21 protein-coding genes and 1 tRNA gene are annotated in these 22,040 nt (G+C 69.2%); 8 read left to right on the forward strand and 14 right to left on the reverse strand.

The features are described from left to right. Positions 1-108: 108 nt before the first annotated feature. The 14 genes from ACWG52_RS12450 to ACWG52_RS12515 form a co-directional block, all read right to left on the reverse strand. Complete coding sequence (locus ACWG52_RS12450) at positions 109-1,338, reverse strand: serine hydroxymethyltransferase (RefSeq protein ID WP_453128690.1); 1,230 nt, start codon at positions 1,336-1,338, stop codon at positions 109-111. Positions 1,339-1,502: 164 nt separating this feature from the next. After that, a complete protein-coding gene (locus ACWG52_RS12455) occupies positions 1,503-2,159 on the reverse strand; it encodes an arsenate reductase/protein-tyrosine-phosphatase family protein (RefSeq protein ID WP_030720923.1) in 657 nt (218 codons plus the stop codon). Further along, the gene (locus ACWG52_RS12460; protein ID WP_030720925.1) at positions 2,156-2,803 is read right to left on the reverse strand and encodes an L-threonylcarbamoyladenylate synthase; all 648 of its coding nucleotides are present in this window, start codon (positions 2,801-2,803) and stop codon (positions 2,156-2,158) included. Before ACWG52_RS12460 ends, ACWG52_RS12455 begins: the two co-directional genes overlap by 4 nt. A 49-nt stretch (positions 2,804-2,852) precedes the next feature. Then, the gene (gene prmC, locus ACWG52_RS12465; RefSeq protein WP_030008688.1) at positions 2,853-3,698 is read right to left on the reverse strand and encodes a peptide chain release factor N(5)-glutamine methyltransferase; all 846 of its coding nucleotides are present in this window, start codon (positions 3,696-3,698) and stop codon (positions 2,853-2,855) included. Between the two features lie 47 nt (positions 3,699-3,745). Beyond that, the gene (gene prfA / locus ACWG52_RS12470; RefSeq protein ID WP_030008687.1) at positions 3,746-4,825 is read right to left on the reverse strand and encodes a peptide chain release factor 1; all 1,080 of its coding nucleotides are present in this window, start codon (positions 4,823-4,825) and stop codon (positions 3,746-3,748) included. Between the two features lie 126 nt (positions 4,826-4,951). Continuing rightward, positions 4,952-5,170 (reverse strand): 50S ribosomal protein L31, encoded by a 219-nt coding sequence (gene rpmE, locus ACWG52_RS12475; RefSeq protein WP_030008686.1) that lies wholly within the window; start codon positions 5,168-5,170, stop codon positions 4,952-4,954. Between the two features lie 183 nt (positions 5,171-5,353). After that, on the reverse strand, positions 5,354-6,454 hold the full coding sequence (locus tag ACWG52_RS12480; RefSeq protein WP_389805624.1) for an LCP family protein: 1,101 nt from the start codon (positions 6,452-6,454) through the stop codon (positions 5,354-5,356). Positions 6,455-6,686: 232 nt separating this feature from the next. Beyond that, the gene (gene rho / locus ACWG52_RS12485) at positions 6,687-8,762 is read right to left on the reverse strand and encodes a transcription termination factor Rho (protein ID WP_389805627.1); all 2,076 of its coding nucleotides are present in this window, start codon (positions 8,760-8,762) and stop codon (positions 6,687-6,689) included. Between the two features lie 432 nt (positions 8,763-9,194). Beyond that, positions 9,195-10,121, reverse strand: a complete 927-nt coding sequence (thrB, locus tag ACWG52_RS12490) for a homoserine kinase (protein ID WP_266353297.1) — start codon at positions 10,119-10,121, stop codon at positions 9,195-9,197. Between the two features lie 380 nt (positions 10,122-10,501). Next, positions 10,502-11,572, reverse strand: a complete 1,071-nt coding sequence (gene thrC, locus ACWG52_RS12495) for a threonine synthase (RefSeq protein WP_375934410.1) — start codon at positions 11,570-11,572, stop codon at positions 10,502-10,504. Between the two features lie 6 nt (positions 11,573-11,578). After that, complete coding sequence (locus ACWG52_RS12500; protein WP_389805631.1) at positions 11,579-12,883, reverse strand: homoserine dehydrogenase; 1,305 nt, start codon at positions 12,881-12,883, stop codon at positions 11,579-11,581. A gap of 124 nt (positions 12,884-13,007) precedes the next feature. Beyond that, positions 13,008-14,399: a diaminopimelate decarboxylase gene (gene lysA, locus ACWG52_RS12505; RefSeq protein WP_030720939.1), complete on the reverse strand. Its 1,392-nt coding sequence runs from the start codon at positions 14,397-14,399 to the stop codon at positions 13,008-13,010. 19 nt (positions 14,400-14,418) lie between these two features. Beyond that, positions 14,419-15,351 carry an ArgS-related anticodon-binding protein NrtL gene (gene nrtL / locus ACWG52_RS12510; RefSeq protein ID WP_389805636.1) on the reverse strand — a complete coding sequence of 311 codons (933 nt, stop codon included), beginning with the start codon at positions 15,349-15,351 and terminating at the stop codon, positions 14,419-14,421. Positions 15,352-15,439: 88 nt separating this feature from the next. Next, positions 15,440-15,931 (reverse strand): response regulator, encoded by a 492-nt coding sequence (locus tag ACWG52_RS12515; protein WP_389806136.1) that lies wholly within the window; start codon positions 15,929-15,931, stop codon positions 15,440-15,442. A 100-nt stretch (positions 15,932-16,031) separates the two neighbouring features. Between ACWG52_RS12515 and ACWG52_RS12520 the strand changes: the two genes are divergently transcribed. From ACWG52_RS12520 to ACWG52_RS12555, 8 genes are all read left to right on the forward strand, one after another. Next, positions 16,032-16,103, forward strand: a tRNA-Arg gene (locus ACWG52_RS12520). Between the two features lie 244 nt (positions 16,104-16,347). Beyond that, entirely contained in the window at positions 16,348-17,235 is an 888-nt protein-coding gene (locus ACWG52_RS12525; protein ID WP_389805690.1) for a hypothetical protein, read from the forward strand. Between the two features lie 670 nt (positions 17,236-17,905). Continuing rightward, on the forward strand, positions 17,906-18,295 hold the full coding sequence (locus ACWG52_RS12530; RefSeq protein ID WP_375934426.1) for a WXG100 family type VII secretion target: 390 nt from the start codon (positions 17,906-17,908) through the stop codon (positions 18,293-18,295). Between the two features lie 29 nt (positions 18,296-18,324). Further along, a complete protein-coding gene (locus tag ACWG52_RS12535) occupies positions 18,325-18,624 on the forward strand; it encodes a WXG100 family type VII secretion target (RefSeq protein WP_389805696.1) in 300 nt (99 codons plus the stop codon). Next, positions 18,624-20,294 (forward strand): RNase A-like domain-containing protein, encoded by a 1,671-nt coding sequence (locus ACWG52_RS12540; protein WP_453128696.1) that lies wholly within the window; start codon positions 18,624-18,626, stop codon positions 20,292-20,294. The genes ACWG52_RS12535 and ACWG52_RS12540 overlap by 1 nt, the downstream gene beginning before the upstream one ends. 42 nt (positions 20,295-20,336) lie before the next feature. Beyond that, the gene (locus tag ACWG52_RS12545) at positions 20,337-20,963 is read left to right on the forward strand and encodes a hypothetical protein (protein ID WP_389805701.1); all 627 of its coding nucleotides are present in this window, start codon (positions 20,337-20,339) and stop codon (positions 20,961-20,963) included. Continuing rightward, on the forward strand, positions 20,960-21,286 hold the full coding sequence (locus ACWG52_RS12550; RefSeq protein WP_375934438.1) for an RNase A-like domain-containing protein: 327 nt from the start codon (positions 20,960-20,962) through the stop codon (positions 21,284-21,286). Before ACWG52_RS12545 ends, ACWG52_RS12550 begins: the two co-directional genes overlap by 4 nt. 10 nt (positions 21,287-21,296) lie before the next feature. Further along, positions 21,297-21,941, forward strand: coding sequence for a contact-dependent growth inhibition system immunity protein (locus tag ACWG52_RS12555; RefSeq protein ID WP_389805705.1), 645 nt, complete (start codon positions 21,297-21,299; stop codon positions 21,939-21,941). Positions 21,942-22,040: the final 99 nt, after the last annotated feature.

The following is a 22,040-nucleotide window of genomic DNA, read 5'->3' on the forward strand; positions in this document are numbered from 1 at the left end:
CCAGATGTATCGCCGGCCATCTCAGCCCCACACATTAGCTGCGATGTCACCTTCATCGAGGACGCGAGGGGGCGGTATCCCGGTTCCAGTACGCCCTGCTCGTCCTGCTTACTCACCGTAAGGGGGAAATCCTGTCGTGAGCTCGCCGACCTCCGTACGTGTTTTCACGCCGTCTCCGTCGAGCGCCGCGGCGAACAACGCCGCGATCCGGACCATCTCCTCCTCCCCCATCCCCTGGCTGGTCACGGCGGCCGTTCCCAGCCGCACCCCGCGCTGGTCCCCGTACGGGAGGACGCAGGTGTCCAGCACCATGCCGGCGGCGGCCAACCGGCCGCGGGCGGTCGGGCCGTCCACCCCCAGCGGCGCCGGATCGGCGGTGATCAGATGGGTGTCGGTGCCACCGGTGGTGAGCGTGAACCCGTGCTCCTGGAGCGCGCCCGCCAGGACCCGGGCGTTGGTGACGACCCGGTGCGCGTAGGTGGTGAAGGCCGGCCGGGCCGCCTCGCCGAAGGCCACGGCCTTCGCGGCGATGGTGTGCATCTGGGCCCCGCCCTGTGTGAAGGGGAACACGGCCCGGTCGACGCGCTCCGCGTACTCGGCGCCGCACAGCACCATGCCGCCGCGCGGTCCGCGCAGCACCTTGTGCGTGGTCGCGCAGACGATGTCGGCGTACGGGACGGGACTGGGCGCGGCCCCGCCGGCCACGAGCCCGATCGGATGGGCGGCGTCCACGATGAGGTAGGCACCGACCTCGTCGGCGATCTCCCGGAAGGCCGAGTACTCGGGATGGCGGGGGTAGGAGATGGAGCCGCACACGATCGCCTTGGGCCGGTGCGTGTGGGCGAGGCGCTGGACCTGGCGGTAGTCGATGAGACCCGTCGCCGGGTCGACGCCGTACCCGACGAAGTCGAACCACCGTCCGGAGAAGTTGGCCGGCGACCCGTGGGTGAGGTGTCCGCCGTACGGGAGCCCCATCGCCAGCACGGTGTCCCCGGGCCGCAGCAGCGCGGCGTACGCGGCGAGGACGGCGGAGGAGCCGGAGTGCGGCTGCACGTTCGCGTGCTCGGCCCCGAAGAGCGCCTTGGCCCGCTCGACGGCGGTCCGCTCGGCCAGGTCGGCGTACTCGCACCCGCCGTGGTGCCGGGCGCCGGGATAGCCCTCGGCGTACTTGTTGGCGAGCGCGGATCCCAGCGTGGCGAGCACGGCGCCGGAGGTGAAGTTCTCCGCGGCGCTCAGCTGCAAGGTGCCGGCCTGCCGCTGCCGCTCCCCGGCCAGTACGTCGGCCATCTGCGGGTCCTGCGCGCGCAGCAGGTCCGTGGGCTGGGTGATGACGCTCATGGCGGCGCTCCAGGGGTACCGGGTTACCAGCCACTGTAGGCCCGTGGACCCCGCGATGCCCTGCCGGCGCGCGGCGGCCCCTCCTCGCCGCGGCCCTCGCGCCGCTCGGCCCCGGGGGCCTCCCGGGCTTCGTACCGCTGCACCGGCCTCCGGCCGACGAGCGCTCAGCGTGCCGCGGTCACGCCCGTCAGGGCCGTCACCACGGGATCCAGCGCCTGATTGATCTCGTCGCCGATCGAGCGGAAGAAGGTGATCGGGGCCCCGTACGGGTCGTACACCTCGTCCGCGTCCGGCGACGGCGCCAGCAGCCAGCCGCGCAGTGCCGCGGCGGCCCGTACCAGCGCCCGGGCCCGCTCGGCCATGCCGTCGTCCAGCGGCGGCAGGGTGGCCGGATCTATCGCCCGGACCAGTCGGGTGAACTCCTTCAGCGTGAAGGTGCGCAGTCCCGCCGAGTGGCCCATCGAGATGACCTGGGCCCGGTGGTCACGGGTGGCGGTCAACACCAGGTCGGCGCGTATGACGTGCTCGTCCAGCAGCTCCCGCCCGGTGAAACCGGACGCGTCGGCCCCGAAGTCCGCCAGCACGGCGGCCGCGTTCGCCTCCATCGGGGCGCCCTCGTGGCCCCAGGTGCCGGCGCTCTCCACGATGAGGTCGCCGGTGACGAGCCCGCCGAGGCGGTGCGAGAGGGCATGCCTCGTGAGCCGCTCGGTGATGGGCGAGCGGCACACGTTCCCGGTGCTGACGTGGAGTATGCGGAAAGTGTTTCCCCCGGCCACCGCCGGGCGGTACCCCCCTGCTATGCCACGCCCCTCAGGGCTCACGGGGCGACCTCGAGGTCGGGTACGACCTCCCGCAGCTGGTCTGCGGTGAGTGCCCCTTCGCGCAGCAGGACGGGAACCTTCCCGGTGACGTCGACGATCGACGACGGCTGGATGCCGGGCGTCGGGCCGCCGTCCAGGTACACGGACACGGAGTCCCCGAGCATCTCGCGCGCGGCGTCGCAGTCCTCGGGCGCCGGGTGGCCCGACAGGTTGGCCGAGGACACCGCCATCGGGCCGACCTCGGTCAGCAGCTCGATCGCGACGGGGTGCAGGGGCATGCGTACGGCCACGGTGCCCTGGGTGTCGCCCAGGTCCCACGCCAGCGAGGGCTGGTGCTTGGCGACCAGCGTCAGCGCGCCCGGCCAGAAGGCGTCGACGAGCTCCCAGGCCTGCTCGGAGAAGTCCGTGACGAGGCCGTGGAGCGTGTTCGGGGAGCCGATGAGCACCGGGGTGGGCATGCCGCGACCCCGACCCTTGGCGGCGAGCAGGTCGTGGACGGCCTCCGGACTGAAGGCGTCCGCGCCGATCCCGTACAGGGTGTCGGTGGGCAGCACGACGAGCTCGCCGCGGCGCACGGCGGATGCGGCTTCACGCAGACCCGTCTTACGGTCCGTCGCGTCGTTGCAGTCGTATCGCCGGGCCATCAGCGGGCCTCCTCGTGCAGCAGGGGGGTGGCGGTGGTCGTCGCGCCGGTCACGGCAGGGCCTTGCGGGCCGTCGCGAAGCGCGGGCGGTTGTTGAGGTCCGGGTGGTCGGCCGCGTCGGCCCAGCCCCGCTCCTCGGCGAAGATCCACGGCACCTGGCCGCCCTGCGTGTCGGCGTGCTCGATGACGACGATGCCGCCGGGTCGCAGCAGCCGGTGGGCGGTGCGTTCGATGCCGCGGATGGTGTCGAGGCCGTCCTCGCCGGAGAAGAGCGCCATCTCCGGGTCGTGGTCGCGGGCCTCGGGGGCCACGTACTCCCACTCGGTGAGCGGGATGTACGGCGGGTTGGAGATGACCAGGTCGACCTGGCCGTCGAGCTCGGGCAGCGCGCTCAGGGCGTCGCCCTGGTGCACGGTGACCCGGGAGCCCTCCGCGTTCTTACGGGTCCACCGCAGGGCGTCCTCGGACAGCTCGACCGCGTGGACGCGCGAGCGCGGCACCTCCTGGGCCATGGCCAGGGCGATGGCGCCGGAGCCGGTGCACAGGTCCACGATCAGCGGCTCGACGACGTCCATCGCGCGCACCGCGTGTATGGCCCAGTCGACGACCGACTCGGTCTCGGGCCGGGGCACGAAGACCCCGGGACCGACCTGGAGCTCCAGGTACCGGAAGAAGGCGCGGCCGGTGATGTGCTGGAGCGGCTCGCGCGCCTCGCGGCGGGCGACGGCCTCCCAGTAGCGGGCGTCGAAGTCCGCGTCCTTGACGTGGTGCAGTTCCCCCCGTTTGACGCCGTGCACGAAGGCGGCGAGCTCCTCCGCGTCGAAGCGCGGTGAGGGCACGCCGGCGGCGGCCAGCCGCTGGGTGGCCTGGGCCACCTCGGCAAGCAGCAAGTTCACGCTGGTCCTCCGGGCTGCTGTCGTACGGGGGGTGGTGCGGGGTCGGATCAGTGCGCGGCCGCGAGCTTGGCCGCGGAGTCCGTGTCGACACAGGCCTGGATGACCGCGTCGAGGTCACCGTCGAGGACCTGGTCCAAGTTGTACGCCTTGAAACCGGTCCGGTGGTCCGAGATCCGGTTTTCCGGGTAGTTGTACGTACGGATCTTCTCGGAACGGTCCACCGAGCGCACCTGGCTGCGGCGCACGTCCGAGGCCTCCTGCTCGGCGGCTTCCTGGGCCGCGGCCAGGAGCCGCGAGCGCAGGATGCGCATGGCCTGCTCCTTGTTCTGGAGCTGGCTCTTCTCGTTCTGGCAGGAGGCGACCACACCGGTCGGGATGTGCGTGATGCGCACGGCCGAGTCGGTGGTGTTGACGGACTGGCCGCCGGGGCCGGAGGAGCGGTACACGTCGATGCGGAGGTCGTTCATGTTGATCTCGACCTCGACCTCCTCGGCCTCCGGGGTGACGAGCACGCCGGCGGCGGAGGTGTGGATGCGGCCCTGGGACTCGGTGGCCGGAACCCGCTGGACGCGGTGCACGCCGCCCTCGTACTTCAGGCGGGCCCACACGCCCTGGCCGGGCTCGGTGGCGCCGTTGCCGCCCTTGGTGCGGACGGAGACCTGGACGTCCTTGTAGCCGCCGAGCTCGGACTCGGTGGCGTCGATGATCTCGGTCTTCCAGCCCACGCGCTCGGCGTAGCGCAGGTACATGCGCAGCAGGTCGCCGGCGAACAGCGCCGACTCGTCGCCGCCCGCGCCCGCCTTGACCTCCAGGAGCACGTCCTTGTCGTCGCTGGGGTCGCGCGGAACGAGCAGCAGGCGGAGCTTCTCGGTGAGCTCCTCGCGCTGTGCGGTCAGTTCCTTGGCCTCGGCGGCGAAGTCGGGGTCGTCGGCCGCGAACTCCTTGGCCGTCTCGATGTCCTCGGCGGACTGCTTCCAGGCACGGAAGGTCGCGACGATCGGCGTCAGCTCCGCGTAGCGCTTGTTCAGCTTGCGCGCGTTGGCCTGATCCGAGTGGACCGAAGGGTCGGCGAGCTTCTTCTCAAGATCGGCGTGTTCGCCGACCAATTCCTCGACCGCTTCGAACATCGGGGGACTCCTGGGGTGAAAAGTGCGAAGGACTGCAGGGGGGACGTGCCGGAACGACGACAAAGGCGCCGGTCCGGCCGCCCCCGAGTGGACAGGGGGCGGCCGGAGACCGGCGCCTGGGTCGCGCTACTTCTTGGCCGCACCCTTGCCGAAGCGCGCCTCGAAGCGGGCCACACGGCCACCGGTGTCGAGGATCTTCTGCTTGCCCGTGTAGAACGGGTGGCACTCGGAGCAGACCTCGGCACGGATGGTGCCCTCGGTCAGGGTGCTACGGGTGGTGAACGACGCGCCGCAGGTGCAGCTGACCGCGGTCTCGACGTACTCGGGGTGAACATCGCGCTTCAAGGTGTCTCCTAGATTCGGGAGGGCGCCGGGTCGCAGGAGCCGAATTGCGTACTGCGTGAACCGGGGCCGACAGACCAGTCTGCCAGGACCGGGCTGCCTGTCAAAATTCTGAGGACGCCTCCCTCAACGGCAAGGGGTCCCCGTCTATTCCGGACGGGCCCGCGGCCCCTCCCGCGCGGGGCTCTACTGCACGATCGACCCGGCGGCGCTCTTGTCCCCGGCGGAGTTCACGGTGGCCTCGGCGGGGATCGGCCGGTCCGCCAGCAGGGCGTCCCAGACCATCGTGGTCTCCTTGGTGAGCGGGGCCACGCGGTTCGGGTCGCGGGGGTCCGTGGTCACCGGCAGCGTGATCATCTGCATGTCCTGGGCGTCGATGCCCTGGAGTCCCTGGGCGAAGCCCATGAGGGATTTCACGTCACCGAGCGGCTTGTCGGTGGTGATCGCCTTGGTCGCGGAGTCGGCGATGTCGAACAGCTTCTTGGGGTTGTCGAAGAGCCCGATGCCCTTCACCTGCTTGATGAGCGCCTTGATGAAGGCCTGCTGGAGCTGTATTCGGCCCAGGTCGCTGCCGTCGCCGACGCTCTTGCGGGTGCGTACGAGGCCCAGGGCCTGTTCGCCGTTCAGTTTGTTGGTGCCGGCCGCCAGGTCGAGGTGGCTGGAGCCGTCCTTGATCGGCTTGGTGGTGGTCACCTCGACGCCGCCGAGATTGTCGATGATCTTCTTGAAGCCGGTGAAGTCGACCTCTATGTAGTGATCCATGCGGATCCCCGACATCTTCTCGACGGTCTTGACCGCGCAGGCGGCCCCGCCGACGGTGAACGCTTCGTTGAACTGGGTGCGCCGGCCCCCGGGGTCGGTCTTCCCGCCCGACGTCGCGCAGGAGGGCCGGGAGATCATGGTGTCGCGGGGTATGGACACGACACTGGCCTTCTCGTGGCCCTCGTAGAGGTGGATGATCATCGCGGTGTCGGAGCGGGCGGAGCCGCCGTCGTCCTGGCCGTACTCGCCGTTGGCGCCGCCGCGGGAGTCGGAGCCGAGGACGAGGATGTCCATCGAACCGTTGTCGACGTTCTGCGGGCGGTCGGTGCCGAGCGCCTGGTCGATGTCGACGGTCTTCAGATTCCCGTTCAGCTTGAAGTAGAAGAAGCCGAGGCCCGCTCCCCCGAGCAGGACCACCCCCGCCGCGCTCCAGGCGGCCACGGCGAGGGCCTTGCGGCGCCTCGCCGGTTTGCGTCGGCGCCGGGCCGCGGCACGCCCGCCGTGGTCCTTGCTCTCCTCGGTCATGCTCTCCTCAGTCCTGGGTCCGGTCCCCTGGTCGATTCGGCCCGCCGTTCACCCCGAGGGCCCCTTGACACAGACGGGTGTACGGCGCGCAGGGTTCCATTCCGGGCCGAACCCTCGGCAAGGGCACGTACGCCCCGTGAAGGGCGCGTATGCCCCGTCAGGGCGCCCGTACGCGCGACAGCCCCCGCCGCAGATGCGGCGGGGGCTGTCGCGGTGATGCGCGAGCCGGACGTCAGTCGTCGTTCTTGCCCGACGGGGTCGTCTTCGCGATCTGCATCAGGAACTCGGCGTTCGACTTCGTCTGCTTCATCTTGTCGAGCAGCAGCTCGATCGCCTGCTGCGAGTCGAGCGCGTGCAGCACCCGGCGCAGCTTCCAGACGATGGCGAGCTCCTCCGCGTTGAGGAGGATCTCCTCCTTGCGGGTGCCCGACGGGTCGACGTCGACAGCCGGGAAGATGCGCTTGTCGGCGAGCTTCCGGTCGAGCTTGAGCTCCATGTTGCCGGTGCCCTTGAACTCCTCGAAGATCACCTCGTCCATGCGCGAGCCGGTGTCGACCAGCGCGGTGGCCAGGATGGTCAGCGAGCCGCCGTCCTCGATGTTGCGCGCGGCACCGAAGAAGCGCTTCGGCGGGTACAGCGCGGTCGAGTCGACACCACCGGACAGGATGCGGCCGGAGGCGGGCGCCGCGAGGTTGTACGCGCGGCCCAGACGGGTGATGGAGTCCAGCAGGACGACCACGTCGTGACCCAGCTCGACGAGACGCTTGGCGCGCTCGATGGCCAGCTCGGCGACGGTGGTGTGGTCCTCGGCCGGGCGGTCGAAGGTCGAGGAGATGACCTCGCCCTTGACCGACCGCTGCATGTCGGTGACCTCTTCCGGACGCTCGTCGACCAGGACGACCATCAGGTGGCACTCGGGGTTGTTGGTGGTGATCGCGTTGGCGATCGCCTGCATGATCATGGTCTTACCGGTCTTCGGCGGGGCCACGATCAGGCCTCGCTGACCCTTACCGATCGGCGACACGAGGTCGATGATGCGGGTGGTCAGCACGCCCGGGTCGGTCTCCAGGCGGAGCCGGTCCTGCGGGTACAGCGGGGTGAGCTTCTGGAACTCCGGGCGGCCACGGCCGGATTCGGGCGCCATGCCGTTCACCGAGTCCAGACGCACGAGGGCGTTGAACTTCTCGCGGCGCTCGCCGTCCTTGGGCTGGCGCACGGCACCGGTGGTGTGGTCACCCTTGCGCAGGCCGGCCTTGCGGACCTGGGCGAGGGAGACGTACACGTCGTTGGGGCCGGGCAGGTAGCCCGAGGTCCGGATGAACGCGTAGTTGTCGAGGATGTCGAGGATGCCCGCGACGGGGATCAGGACGTCGTCGTCGGCGACCTGCGGCTCGCTCGGCGCGAACTCGTCGCGGCCACGACGGCCACGGCGGTCGCGGTAGCGGCCGCGACGGCCACGACGGCCGTCCTCACCGTCGAAGTCGTCCTGGGGGCCGTTGTCCTGGCGGTCCTGACGGCCCTGCTGCTGGCCCTGGCCCTGGCCGCGGCCGCCCTGCTGCTGGCGGTCGGCGCGGTCCTGACGGCCGCCGCCCTGGCCACCCTGTCCGCCCTGCCCCTGGCCGCCCTGGCCCTGGTCGTCGGCCTTGGCGCCGCGGTCACGGCGGTCGCGCTGACGGTCGGTGCGCTCGGCACGGTCACCGCGGTCACGGCGGTCGCGACGGCCGCGGCCCTCGCCCTCCTGACCCTGCGCCTGGCCGGCGGAGACCGCGGTGGCGGCTTCGGCCTTGGCCTCGGACGGGGCGGTGGCGGCGGGCGCGGTCTCGGTCTTCTGCTCGACCTGGACGGCGACGGGGGCCGAGGCCTCCGGGCTGCCGGAGGGGGCCGTGGCCCGACGGCGGCGACGCTCGCCGACCGGGGCGTCCTCGCTGGCAGGCTGGCCCGGGATCTCGATCTGCGCCTTCGCGGCGGGCTTCTCGGCGGGCGCCTCGGCGGCGGACTCACCCGTACGGGCCTTGCTGGTGGCGCGGCGCTTCGGCTTGGCCTCGGCGGTGTCTGCGGCGGCGGAGGCGGCTGCCTTGGGGGCACCGCTGCCCGCCTGCGCCTCCTTGATGACCTCGATCAGCTGGCTCTTGCGCATCCGCGCGGTGCCCCTGATCCCGAGGCCCGACGCGACCTGCTGCAGCTCGGCCAGGACCATGCCGTCAAGGCCGGTGCCGGTGCGTCGACGCTTGGGTGCGGCGCCCGCGGCGGGGGCACTGGTGTCGACAGAGGTGTCGGCAGCGCCCATCAGATCGGTGGTGTCGCTCACGAAGGGTCCTTCCCTGGAGCGGACGTCGGCCTGTCTGGCTCGGCGACCGGTTGTGCTGTCCGACAACGGTCCTAGGTGTGGACCGTGCCGGGGCGGTGGTCCGCCGGTAGAAATACGGCGGAAGAAACGTGCATGGCTGGTTCCGGCGAGAAGCCCCCGAGCTGAAAGCGTGGGAATGTCACGCCGATTCCGGAGCGTGCTCGAAACTGCTGGAAGTGATCAAAGCAGTCGGGGAGGCTCCCGGAAGAAATGTGGTCCCGGATGGGGACACTGAGCACCGAGCCATGACGGCTTCCGATGCGCACTTGAGACTAACACTACCGGATCCAATAGATATTCCCCCTCTCAATCACCGGCAATCGCGCCCTTCCGTGCGGGCGGCCTGCCCTGGCCGCCCGCCCCTGACCGGCTGTGCACTCCGGGAAAGCGGGTCTAGCCGCCCTGGGTGCCCAGCGGAAGTACGCTCGCGCCCGCGGCGTCGAGTGCGAGCCGGTTGGCCGCCCACCCCTCGCCCGCGAGCTGCGCGACCTTGTCGGCCGCGCCGTTGTCGACCAGCGCGAGGACCGTGGGGCCCGCGCCGGAGATGACCGCGGGGATCCCGTCCGCCCGCAGCCTGTTGACGAGTGCCACGCTCTCGGGCATCGCCGGGGACCGGTACTCCTGGTGGAGCCGGTCTTCGGTGGCCGGCAGGAGGAGCTCGGGACGCCTGGTCAGGGCTTCCACGAGCAGGCCCGCGCGGCCCGCGTTGACGGCCGCGTCCACGTGCGGGACGGTACGCGGCAGCAGGCCGCGGGCCGTCTCGGTGAGGACCGGCCTGGAGGGTACGAAGACCACCGGAACGATGGATTCGGCGGGCTCCATCCGGATCGCCTTGGCGCTGCCGCCGTCCATCCAGGCGAGGGTGAATCCGCCGAGCAGACAGGCGGCGACGTTGTCGGGGTGGCCCTCGATCTCGGTGGCGAGTTCGAGCAGCGCCGCGTCGTCGAGCTTGGTCTCGCCGCCTATGGTCACGGCGCGGGCGGCGACGATGCCGGCGCAGATGGCGGCGGAGGAGGAGCCGAGGCCACGGCCGTGCGGGATGCGGTTGGCGCAGACGACCTCAAGGCCGCGCGGCTGGCCGCCCAGCAGGTCGAAGGCGGTGCGCATGGAGCGTACGAGCAGGTGGCTCTCGTCCCGCGGGAGGGTGTCGGCGCCCTCACCCGCGATGTCGATGTTCAGGCCGGAGTCGGCCACCCGGACGACCACGTCGTCGTAGAGCCCCAGGGCCAGGCCCAGGGCGTCGAAGCCCGGGCCGAGGTTGGCACTGCTGGCGGGGACGCGCACCCGTACGGCGGCGGCGCGGAACGCTGGACCGGCCATCGTCCGATGACACTCCTTGTGACTGTGCGAGATCTTCGCTCTTCGCTGGCTCGCTGCGAATGTACTGGAGAACGTACGACACCCGAAGGCCCTCGGGGCAGCACCGCAGTCATATGCGCGGTGGCGGATGTAGGTACAGCGTATCGAAGGAAGGTTCTCTCGCGACATAGGGCGCACAGGAGGCGCACGATGCGTGTCGCGGACTTCGACCGACTTCGACCGACTTCGGCCACATTTTTGTTGTCGTACGGGGTGAGTTGCCGGGTTCCGGAGGAATCCCAGGAAGGCCTCGAACGGCCTTCGGGAGCCCTCCGGAACCCGGCTTCACACGGTGGTGCGGTACTGCGGTACGGCTGTGCTGCCGCGCTGCTGCGTCGCCGTCAGACGAGACCGAGGCGCACGGCGGCGGCTTCGGCGTCCACCGGAACGGTGACGGGCTGCGGAGCGCCGGCGATCGCCCAGTCGGGGTCCTTCAGGCCGTTGCCGGTGACGGTGCACACGATCTTCTGACCGGGGTCGACCAGGCCCAGCTCGGCCGCCTTGAGCAGACCGGCCACCGAGGCGGCCGAGGCGGGCTCGACGAAGACACCCTCCTGGGAGGCCAACAGCCGGTACGCGGCCAGGATCTGGCGGTCCGTCACCTCGTCGATGAAGCCGCCCGACTCGTCCCGCGCGGCCAGCGCGTAGTCCCAGGAGGCCGGGTTGCCGATCCGGATCGCGGTGGCGATGGTGTGCGGCTCCTTGACGACCTCGCCGCGCACGATGGGCGCGGAGCCGGAGGCCTGGAAACCCCACACGCGGGGCGTACGGGTGGACAGGCCGTCGGCCTTGTACTCCTTGAAGCCCTTCCAGTACGCGGTGATGTTGCCGGCGTTGCCGACGGGCAGCACGTGGATGTCGGGGGCGTCACCGAGCGCGTCGACGATCTCGAACGCGGCCGTCTTCTGGCCCTCGATACGCACCGGGTTGACCGAATTGACCAGCGCGACCGGGTAGTTGTCGGAGAGCGCGCGGGCCAGGTTCAGGCAGTCGTCGAAGTTGCCGTCCACCTGCAGGATCTTGGCGCCGTGCACCAGCGCCTGACCCATCTTGCCGAGCGCGATCTTGCCGCGGGGCACGAGCACCGCGGAGACCATCCCGGCACGCACCGCGTACGCGGCGGCGGAGGCGGAAGTGTTGCCGGTGGAGGCGCAGATGACCGCCTTCGCACCCTCCTCCTTGGCCTTGGTGATCGCCATGGTCATGCCGCGGTCCTTGAAGGACCCGGTGGGGTTCGCCCCCTCGACCTTCAGGTGCACCTCGCAACCGGTGCGCTCGGAGAGCACCTGGGCGGGGACGAGGGGAGTGCCACCCTCGCGGAGCGTCACCACGGGAGTCGTGTCCGTCACCGGCAGGCGGTCCCGGTACTCCTCGATGATGCCGCGCCACTGGTGGGTGCGATTGCTGCTCATGGGTCCTTACTCCCCTTCAACACGCATGATGCTGGCGACACCGCGGACGGTGTCCAGCTTCCGCAGCGCCTCGACGGTCCCGGAGAGGGCGGCGTCGGGTGCGCGGTGAGTGACGACGACGAGGGAGGCCTCGGTGCCGCCCCCGTCCTGACGACCTTGCTGGCGGACGGTGTCGATGGACACACCGTGCTCCGCGAACGTCGTCGCCACCTGGGCGAGGACGCCCGGCTTGTCCGCCACATCGAGGCTGATGTGGTAGCGGGTGACGACGTCCCCCATGGGGCTGACCGGCAGCTGGGTGTACGCCGACTCGCCGGGCCCCGTTGCCTCGGCGAGCTTGTTGCGGGCGACGGCGACGAGGTCGCCGAGGACCGCGGACGCGGTGGGCGCACCGCCCGCGCCGGGCCCGTAGAACATGAGCCGCCCGGCGGCCTCCGCCTCGACGAAGACGGCGTTGTACGCCTCGCGGACGGAGGCGAGCGGGTGGCTGAGCGGGATCATCGCCGGGTGGACGCGAGCGGTGACGGACATGCCGTCGGCGGCACGCTCCAGGATGGCGAGGAGCTTGATGGTGCAGCCCATCCGCTTCGCGGAGGCGAAGTCGGCCGCGCTGACCTCGGTCATGCCCTCGCGGTACACGTCGTCCAGGCGGACGCGGGTGTGGAAGGCGATGCCGGCCAGGATCGCGGCCTTGGCGGCGGCGTCGTAACCCTCGACGTCGGCGGTCGGGTCGGCCTCGGCGTACCCGAGGGCGGTGGCCTCGTCGAGCGCCTCCTGGTACCCGGCGCCGGTGGAGTCCATCTTGTCGAGGATGAAGTTCGTCGTGCCGTTGACGATGCCCATCACGCGGTTGATCTTGTCGCCCGCGAGGGACTCGCGCATCGGGCGGACCAGCGGGATGGCGCCGGCGACGGCGGCCTCGTAGTAGAGGTCCAGACCGTGCTGCTCCGCCGCGGCGTGCAGTGCGGCACCGTCCTGGGCGAGCAGCGCCTTGTTCGCGGAGACCACGGAGATGCCGTGCTCGAAGGCGGTGGTGATGAGGGCGCGGGCCGGCTCGATGCCGCCGATGACCTCGATGGCGATGTCGATGTCACCGCGTTTGAGCAGGGCGGTCGCATCGGTGGTGATCAGCGCCGGGTCGATGCCCTCGCGGACCTTGGAAGGGCGGCGCACGGCCACGCCGGCGAGCTCCACGGGCGCGCCGATCCTCTGCGTGAGGTCGTCGGCGTGCGTCGTCATGATGCGAGCCACCTCTGAGCCGACCACTCCACAGCCCAGCAGCGCCACCTTCAGCGGACGCGTACGCATCATTCGACCTACGCCTTTCGATCTTCCATCAGTCCCCGTGCGGGCGGTTTGCCCGCCGGGTGGAACAAGTCTCACTCAATGGACAGCAGTTTCCATCCTCGGTCCATTGAGTGAGACACCTATTTCATCATCCGAGGTCGAGTCGCAGGAGATCTTCCTCCGTCTCGCGGCGGACGATCACTCGGGCCTGTCCGTCACGCACGGCGACGACGGGCGGGCGCAGCGCGTGGTTGTAGTTGCTGGCCATGGAGCGGCAGTACGCACCGGTCGCCGGCACGGCCAGCAGGTCGCCGGGAGCGAGGTCGGCGGGCAGGAACGCGTCCTTGACGACGATGTCGCCGCTCTCGCAGTGCTTGCCGACCACCCGTACGAGCATGGGCTCGGCGGTGGAGGTACGGGAGACGAGGGAGATGGAGTACTCGGCGTCGTACAGGGCGGTGCGGATGTTGTCGGACATCCCGCCGTCGACGCTGACGTAGGTCCGCAGGCCCTCCAGGGGCTTGATCGTCCCCACCTCGTACAGCGTGAACGCGGTCGGGCCGACGATGGCCCGGCCGGGCTCCACGGAGATCCGGGGGGCGCGCAGCCCGGCGCTCTCGCACTCCCGGGCCACGATCTCGTGCAGGGCCTTGGCGATCTCGTGGGGCTCGCGCGGGTCGTCGTTCGAGGTGTACGCGATACCGAGGCCACCGCCGAGGTCGATCTCGGGCAGCTCGACGCCGTGCTCGTCGCGTACGTCGGCCAGCAGCCGCACGACGCGCTTGGCGGAGACCTCGAAGCCGGCCATGTCGAAGATCTGCGAACCGATGTGGGAGTGGACGCCGAGCAGCTCCAGCGAGTCGTGCCCGAGCGCCCGGCGCACGGCCTCGGCGGCGGACCCGTCGGCCACCGCGATGCCGAACTTCTGGTCCTCGTGCGCGGTGGCGATGAACTCGTGGGTGTGCGCCTCGACGCCGACCGTCACACGGATCTGGACGGGCTGTCGTACGCCCAGCTCACGGGCGATGTGCGCGACGCGGGCGATCTCCTGGAAGGAGTCGAGCACGATGCGCCCGACCCCGGCCTCGACGGCCCTGCGGATCTCGCTCTCGGACTTGTTGTTGCCGTGGAAGGCGATCCGCGCGGCGGGCATCCCGGCGGCGAGGGCCGTGCTCAGCTCTCCACCGGAGCACACGTCGACGTTGAGCCCTTCCTCCTTCAGCCACTTCACGACGGCCTTGGAGAGGAACGCCTTGCCCGCGTAGAAGACGTCGGCGTCGGGGCCGAAGGCGTGCGCCCAGGCCCGGCAGCGCGCCCGGAAGTCCTCCTCGTCGAGGAAGTAGGCGGGGGTGCCGAACTCCTCGGCGAGCCGGGTGACTTCGATGCCGCCGACGGCGACGACCCCGTCGGCGTTCCGCTCGACGGTCCGGGCCCAGACCTTCTCGTCGAGCGCGTTCAGGTCGGCGGGCGGCGGGGAGTAGTGCCCTTCGGGCAGGACGTCGGCGTGGCGGGGCCCGGCGGGGTGCGCGGAACGGCTCATCGGTATCTCTCTTCGCGAATCACAGGCGTGTCGGTGCGTCTATGCCGAGCAGGGCCAGGCCACCGGCCAGCACCGTCCCGGCGGCTTCGGCAAGAGCCAGCCGGGCACGGTGGGCGGCCGAGGGTTTCTCGTCGCCCTGGGGCAGGACGCGGTACTGGAAGTCGAGCAGCGCGTCGGCCAGCTCGACGAGGTGCCGGGCGAGCCGCTCGGGCGCGCGGTGGTGCGCGGCGGCTTCGAGGACGAGGGGGTGATCGGCGAGGACGCGCAGCAGGGCGGGCGCGTCGACGTCGTCGCCGATCTCGGGGCGGAAGCCGAGCTGCTCGGCGTTGCGTACGAGGGCGTGGGCGCGGGCGCGGGCGTACCGCACCCGGAAGAGCTCGTTGCCCTCCCCTTGTACGAGCAGCGTGTCGGAGAACTCTGGGGTCTCGCGCGCGGGGGTGGTGAGTACGGTCCAGGCGACGGCGTCGGCCCCGTACCGCGCGAGCACGTCGCCGTCGCGGCGGGCGACGGGCGCGATCGGGAACTCCGGCCCGGGTCCGACCCCCTGCGCGGCCTCGATCCGCGCGACGGCGGCCCGTACGAACCGCTCGCGCGGCCCGCCGGACGGCGGATCCGGGACCTCGACGACCGCCGCCGGGCGCAGGTCACGTACCAGCCGGGCGGCGGAGACGGAGGTCAGCGAGAAATTCAGGAACCCGGCCCCGGTGATCTCGACCCGCTCGATCCCGGCGACCCCGCCCAACCGACGGGCCAGCACCTCGGCGACCTGGGCCGGTCGCAGGCCGGCGCCCTTCGCGATCTGGAAGGCGACGGGGGTGGCGTACTCCCCGACCCCACCGGGCCTGGTCCGCTCGACCACCACCCGCGCGGGCACGATCCCGCCCAGCTCACCGTCCTCGACGGCGCGGCGCACGGCGCTCACGACGCAACGGGAGAGGTCGGCGGGGGTCACGGGACCCAGCCTAGGGGAGACGCACCGTCATCGGTCGAAGGGTTTCGCCATGTGAACAGAGCGCCGGACAACGGGACCCGACGTCGGGCTACTGAAGGGGACTCCCCCTCCCCCGCCCGGCGGGGGTGCCTTTCCTCCCGTCGCGCAGGTCCTTGCTCTCGATCAGCCGGCGCACGACCCGTACCAGCTCGGTGGGCTCGAACGGCTTTGCGAGGAAGGCGTCCACCCCGGCCACGATCCCGGCCTCCACCTCATGCTGCGTGCAGGCGCTGACGATGGCGACGGGCACGTCCCGGGTCCGCGGATCGGCACGCAACTGCGCGGCGGCCCCGAACCCGTCCAGCCGGGGCATGACCACATCAAGGGTGATGGCGTCGGGGCACACCCGATGCACGATGTCCAGACACTCGGCACCATCGTTCGCGGTCACGACCTCGAAGCCCTCCAGCTCGAGATTGACCTTGATCAGCTGCCGGATGACCTTGTTGTCGTCGACAACAAGCACCCGGCCCGAGACGCCTGACACAACTCGAGAGTAGGTCCGCCCGGGCCCCCGCGTCCGGGTTTTCGCCACTTCCACCCCCTGCGGGCGAACCACCCCCTCCTCCCCCGCAAACCCGTTCCTGATCACCCCACGGAAGCTGGTAGTGTTCAACCCGTCGCCGCAACACCGACGACGCGCCCCCGTAGCTCAGGGGATAGAGCAACGGCCTCCGGAGCCGTGTGCGCAGGTTCGAATCCTGCCGGGGGCACTCCAGCCGGACCAGCGTGAAACACCCGCTGACCGGCACGAGTGCCAAGCATGAAGACCTGGACCCAGTCCCACTGAGTCCAGGTCTTTGTCGTTGTTACGCACTGGTCGCGATAGACCTGCGATAGAGCACCGGGCGCCTTGCAGCCCGCCCAGCCAGCCCCGCAGGCGATCACCACGGACACCTGACGCCACGCCAACACCCCCTCTACGATGTGGCATTCCTCGAGTCAGGGAGCGGATCCATGTCGTCCATGCCCATGCTGCTGGCAGCCAACCAAGGCCTCACGGACTTAGAACAGAAGCTCATAGTTGCCCTGATCAGCGCCATCATCGGCGCCGGCGCGACGCTCCTGGTCCATGTACTCAAAGCCCGAGCGGAACCACGCAAACGCATCTCGTGGGACGCAACCACCGATCCAGCCTTCTCGGCGATCGCTGATCCTGCGATTCAGCAGAAACTGAACATCACCTATGACAGCGTGGACGTCAAGAATATCTTTTCCCTTAAATACGACGTCACGAACACAGGAAACCGTGTCATCAAAGACCAGAGATTTCGCTTCCGCTTCCCCAATGGCACGCGAATCCTTGAAACCTATATGTCCCCCGCCCCTGAGCCAGAATTCAAAGTAGAGCTCGAACCCTCACCTGACTCCCAGCATGTGACCTACAAGATCGGACACCTAGAACGAGACCAAGAGGTCCACTTCCGGTTCGTGGTGGCTGGCGAATCCGCAGATCCGTGGGATGCAGTCCCTTCCAATGAAGAGGGCGACGTAGTCATAGAAAAGAAGGGGAGCGCACAGAAGAAGGAAGACAGGGCACACATCGCGCCCTTTCTTGTTTCCATGTTCCTCTTCCTGACCGTACCAATCACACTTGGTACGGTCTTGATCGACGAAGCGGTCTCTGACGCACTCTCGACAATCGCACGCATCACGTTGTTGGTCTATGCACTATTCCACGTCGCCCCTGTCGCACGGACGATTCGCGACACAGTTGGAAAGGTCGGATCCAACCGTACTGCGGATACCTACAACGCCAGCGCTGTAGAGGGCGGATCCATCGTGGTGGTCGGCAGTGGTGGAAACATCAACGGGCGGGTCATGTTTGCCCCACCTGGCGACTGACGACTTACGCAAGAAAGGCCGGGATTGCATTACGAGCATCCTCGGCCTCACAGCACATGTCGCCCCAGTCCACGCAGAGGCCAGTCGAGTTCCTCCTCAATCTTCCTATTCATCGCGTCCTCTTGGCCGTAGAGGCAACCCCTCGTAGACCCTGTGGATCACCTGGGGTGAGTTACCGACCCGTCGGGCAACCTCTGCCACCGGGACACCGGCGTTCAACCACGTCGTGATGCACGTGTGCCGCAGATCGTAAGGCCGGCCACCGAGGATCGATCCCTGAAGGTCCGGCGGGAGCGCGTACTCCCGGGCGTCCTTCCAGACCCGCCAATACGTGCTGCTGCCGACGAGATCGAGTCGCTCATCGGTGAAGAGCCGGCCGTCCTCGGCCGTCCCGAACTCCTCCAGGTGAGTCCGAAGCACGGCGACCGGCGGAGGCGGAATCGGAACAGGACGGTCGTCCTCGGCCTCCCGGGACTTCAGCCCGCGCTCGCGATGGTGAGAGTCGAGGGGAACTCGTCACACTGCACCAGCGCGAAGAAGACATCCGGCTGGCCGAGTAACGAGTTCGCCGAGGAAGGGTGTTCGCGTGCCCGTATGACCAGGCGCGGCGCGTCATCGTCCGTGACGTGCCCGTTGCTAGGGTTGCACAAGCGATGGAAGGTGGGGGGCCATGACGATCGATGCCGATCTGCACGTGTCCGACGACGGACTGACCAAGCTCGCCGACGACATGGACTCGATGCAGCGGTACCTCGACCGCCAAGTACGGCGTATGGACGGGGTCGTCGACCGGATCGAGGCCGGGTGGAACGGTGAGACCGGCTCGGCGTACCGGGCTCTGCACCGGGCGGCCGCCGAGGACACCGTGCGCATACGGGAAATCCTCGTCGTCCTTGAGCAGGCCGTGCGGATGAGCCGGAACGGGTTCACTCAGCAGGAGTTGGACACCCTCCAATCGTTTCGCGGGGTGCAGAGTTCGGTAGACGTCGCCCGCGAGGTGGACAGGCTCTCCGAGGGCACGGTGCCGCCAGGACCGCGCAGTGGCCTGCTCGACATCTGACCACGTTCATTTCGGGGAGGGCGGACGTCATGTCCGACGGACACATAGGGGTCAGCTTCGGCACCCTTCGGGAACTCGCGCAGGAGCTGGAAGGCATCCTTCGGGAGCTCGACGAGAAACTCGAGGCGCTCTACGAACGCACCGAGAAGGCGGTCCTGAGCTGGGACGGTCAGGCCCGTGGGGCGTTCGTCGACGAACTCGACCGCTGGGACCGCGAGATGCAGGACCTGCGCGCTGCGCAGAAGTGGCTTCATGAGGTAGTGACGACGGGCCACACGAACTACGCCTCCGCGCATCGAGCCGTGCTGCGCGGATGGGGGGCGTCCTGATGGCCGGCCCGACGGCTCCCGCCCCGTCCGGCGGGTTCGATGTGACGCCGGCCGAGCTGAACGGCGTTGCCGGGAACGTGGTCGTGCAGCAGAACGTGCTCAACAAGGCCGCGAACGACTTCCTCTATGAGCTGGTCGAGTACATGGACTGTGGCGGCTACGGCAGTGCGGCGCAGGCGGTGTCCGCCGCATATGTGCGGGTGGGAAACCGGTTTCTCGACGTATGGGCCAAAAGCGTCGTCAGCGTGGGAGGCGTCGCGGTCGGATTCGTCACGACGGCGAACAACTACTCCAGGGCGGAAGCGGCCAGCCACCCGTCGGGCACCGCCCGTCCTGTGCAGTTCCCCGTCCCCAGGGTCATCGACAGCCCCCCGCAGTACCAGCAGATAACCGATCTGCGCTGGGGCGACATGGATGACTACAGCAGCGGCCTGATCTCCTGGCTGTTGGAAGGGGTTCCAGATGTCGCGCTGGACATCGTGCGCGCCTTCTTCCACCACGTCGGCAGGTGGGGGAAGGCCGGCGACATCATTCCCCTCCCCGACTACGAGCAGATCGACAAAGTCGCCCTGGCCTGGCTGCAGCCCGGGTTCGCCGTCTCAGGGGTGGAAAGCGCACTGACCCATTTGATCGGTTCCGTCTCGGACCCCAACAACGGTGAGTGGCAGGCCGCAATGCGCCAGTTCACCAGTTCCATCTGGGGAACGACGGCATGGGGGACGTCGACGGCGAACTACCAGTGGAGGCACGACACCGCCGGTGGGCAGGGCACGGGCACCCACCCCGTGATGAGCGTACTTTTCAACACCACTCAAGAAGTCAGCAAGGCGATGCGGGAGTTCGCCAAGTCGGCCGCCAAGATGCGGCACGAAATCTGGCGCATCTACACAAAGGCCATCTGGGATGCACTGGCGGAGCTGAAGGAGCTGCCCGATTTCAGCGACGTCAAGCGGATCGGCAAGAAACTTCTCGGGGTCGGCAGGGAGGTGTCCATCGGAATCACACTCAAGGTGGACACCGCCGCGATCAACCGGGCGGTCTCCTTGTACGAGGGTGAACTTCGCGGCGTGGTGAGTCGGCTCGAAGCGCTGCTGCCGGCGCTTGAGGAGGCCCACTTGAGTGCGCCGACCTTCCAGGCGGAGGAAGCGCGCGCCGAGGCCTTCGGTGCGCGCTCGCTGAACGACTTCAAGCCGGAGCACAAGTTCACAGTGCCGGGCGAAGACCCGGACCACATCTACTATCCGCTTGACCTGGCGAACCAGGAGGGCTTGTACAGCAGTCACCCCATCGACAAGCACGTGGGACTGAGCGACGATCAACTCCGGCAGCGCTTGCGGGACGACAGCAGTGCATCGTCCGCCTCCGGTTTCAAGGATCTCAGCTCGGCGCAAAAATTCACCCAGGCCGCACTTCGGGACAACGCGAACGAAAATCGAATAGCCGATTGGATCGACGGGGTCGAGAGGAGGATGCGGAACAATCCGAATTGGGACCCGAACAGATCGAAGATCCAGCCCGCTATCACGCTTCCCTTCACGGAAGAGACGGGGCGTACGGTTCAAGGGGTGAACTCCCTCGCGATTCCTACGCACTCCGTGAAGGTGGTGCTCCGGTACGCACACGGGTTGGAGCCGCCGTTCATCGTGCTCACTTCCATGCCCACTCCATAGATTGGAAAACAGCAAGTGGAGCCATCCCCGACGGCCGTATTCATGGACAGTCCGGCCACCCGGCTCATCGACCTGGCCATCCGCGTTCAGGAGGCCGGCGGCGGACCATCTCTCGACGATGAGATCCGACGCTACAATCGGATGATCAGGAGTTCCTGGAGAGCGGATTGGAACTGCCCTCCGTTCACGGCAGCAGCACTGTTGGACTTCATCGGCTTCGCCCTTTCCTCACCTGGATTCCTTGCGTCCCGCCCCAAGGCCTTCGACGAGAAGCTCTCGCGGGCCGCGGACGGCATGGATCCGGTGGAGTATGTCCACATGCTCGCGGGAATGGTGCGGATCCTCGACCGCGAACCGCCCGCCCCGTACGACGAGCTCCCCATGTCCCGGTGGGAGCTCTCGGCCACCTTCCCCCACCTCGACGGCTTCACGGCCGAGATGATGGACGGCGGCCACGACTCGTTCGCCGACGCGGTCGCCGGCTACGTCACCAACGAACACCCTTACTGCACCGACGTTGCCGTCCCCCTCACCACCGAGGCCCAGCGTGCGCTCGTACTGTTTCCCGACGAGCGGTCCTTGGGCCGGTACGTCTCCTGGATCTCCCGTGGGCGGCTCCACGAACTCCTCGAAACCGTCAACGACCACATGCAACGAGAACACTCATGACCTCTGTCGAGAACACGGCACCCGTCGCGAACCGGTCAGCCACCTACCCGGATCGCGAAACGGCGCAGTGGGCGACCCAGCACGTGATCACCCGTAACGAGCAGGTGATCCACCGCTGGCTGGCCCAGTCGACGCGGCAGCGACTCACCATCGAGGCCGCCTGGCCCTCCCGCCCCGAGCCCGTCGGACGGGTCCTGCTCCAGGCCATGATGCTGGCGGGTCGGGACGCCGTGGACGTACGCGCGGCCCGCGTCGTACTCAAGCGCAACACCGCGAGCCCGCACGGCTTCACCGTCCACGGCACCTTCCCGATCTACCTCTAGAGGCAACCCCGTGTCCCTCAAGCCACTCGAACACGACCGGAAGTACGGCGAACTCGACCAGGTGATCCGCGCGCACCTGGGTCACACCCCCTACGACGAGGAAGCTCTCACCGCCTACCTCCGACACTGCTGGCGCACCCGCCCCTGGGCCATCGCGACCGCCGAGCACCAGCTCCGCGCATACGCGCAGAACCCGCCCGGGAGGCTCCGGCTCCACCTCGGCGAGTTCTATCCCGTACCCGACGTAGGGCTGCCCGACTCGGAGATCCAGGACTGGCTCGTCCAGCTGGCGGACCGGCTCAAGGAGTGCGTGGACACCGGCTCGGCGCCGCCCCCCGCTCCGCCCCGGACCCGCTGGGAGTGGCACGCGCGCTTCCCCGAACTCGGGCAGCTGCTCGGAGGCTGGTTCTCCCAGGACATGCCGGACGAATTCGAGGACCACGACGCGGCACTGCAGGACTACATCGACGGCACCGACCCCGGCCTGGTCGCCCAGCTGTGCGGGGAGTTGTCCGACCTGCTGTCGCTGCCGCTGGAGGAGTCGGACCACGCCCTCGGCCTCGCCGAACTGGGCATGGAGGTCGATCCGCCCGACCCTCTCGGCCCTGGCGCATGGCTCGAGGAGCTGGCTGCCCAACTCCGCACGGCGGGCTGACGCCTCCCCAGAGGTCTGTGCCTGGAGCCCCGACCGTGCATGCGTGCCGGCCGGGGGCGGGTGGTTCCGGTGGTCCGTACGAGGGAGGTGGGGTGGGGT

The organism is Streptomyces sp. CLCI03 (assembly GCF_053615355.1).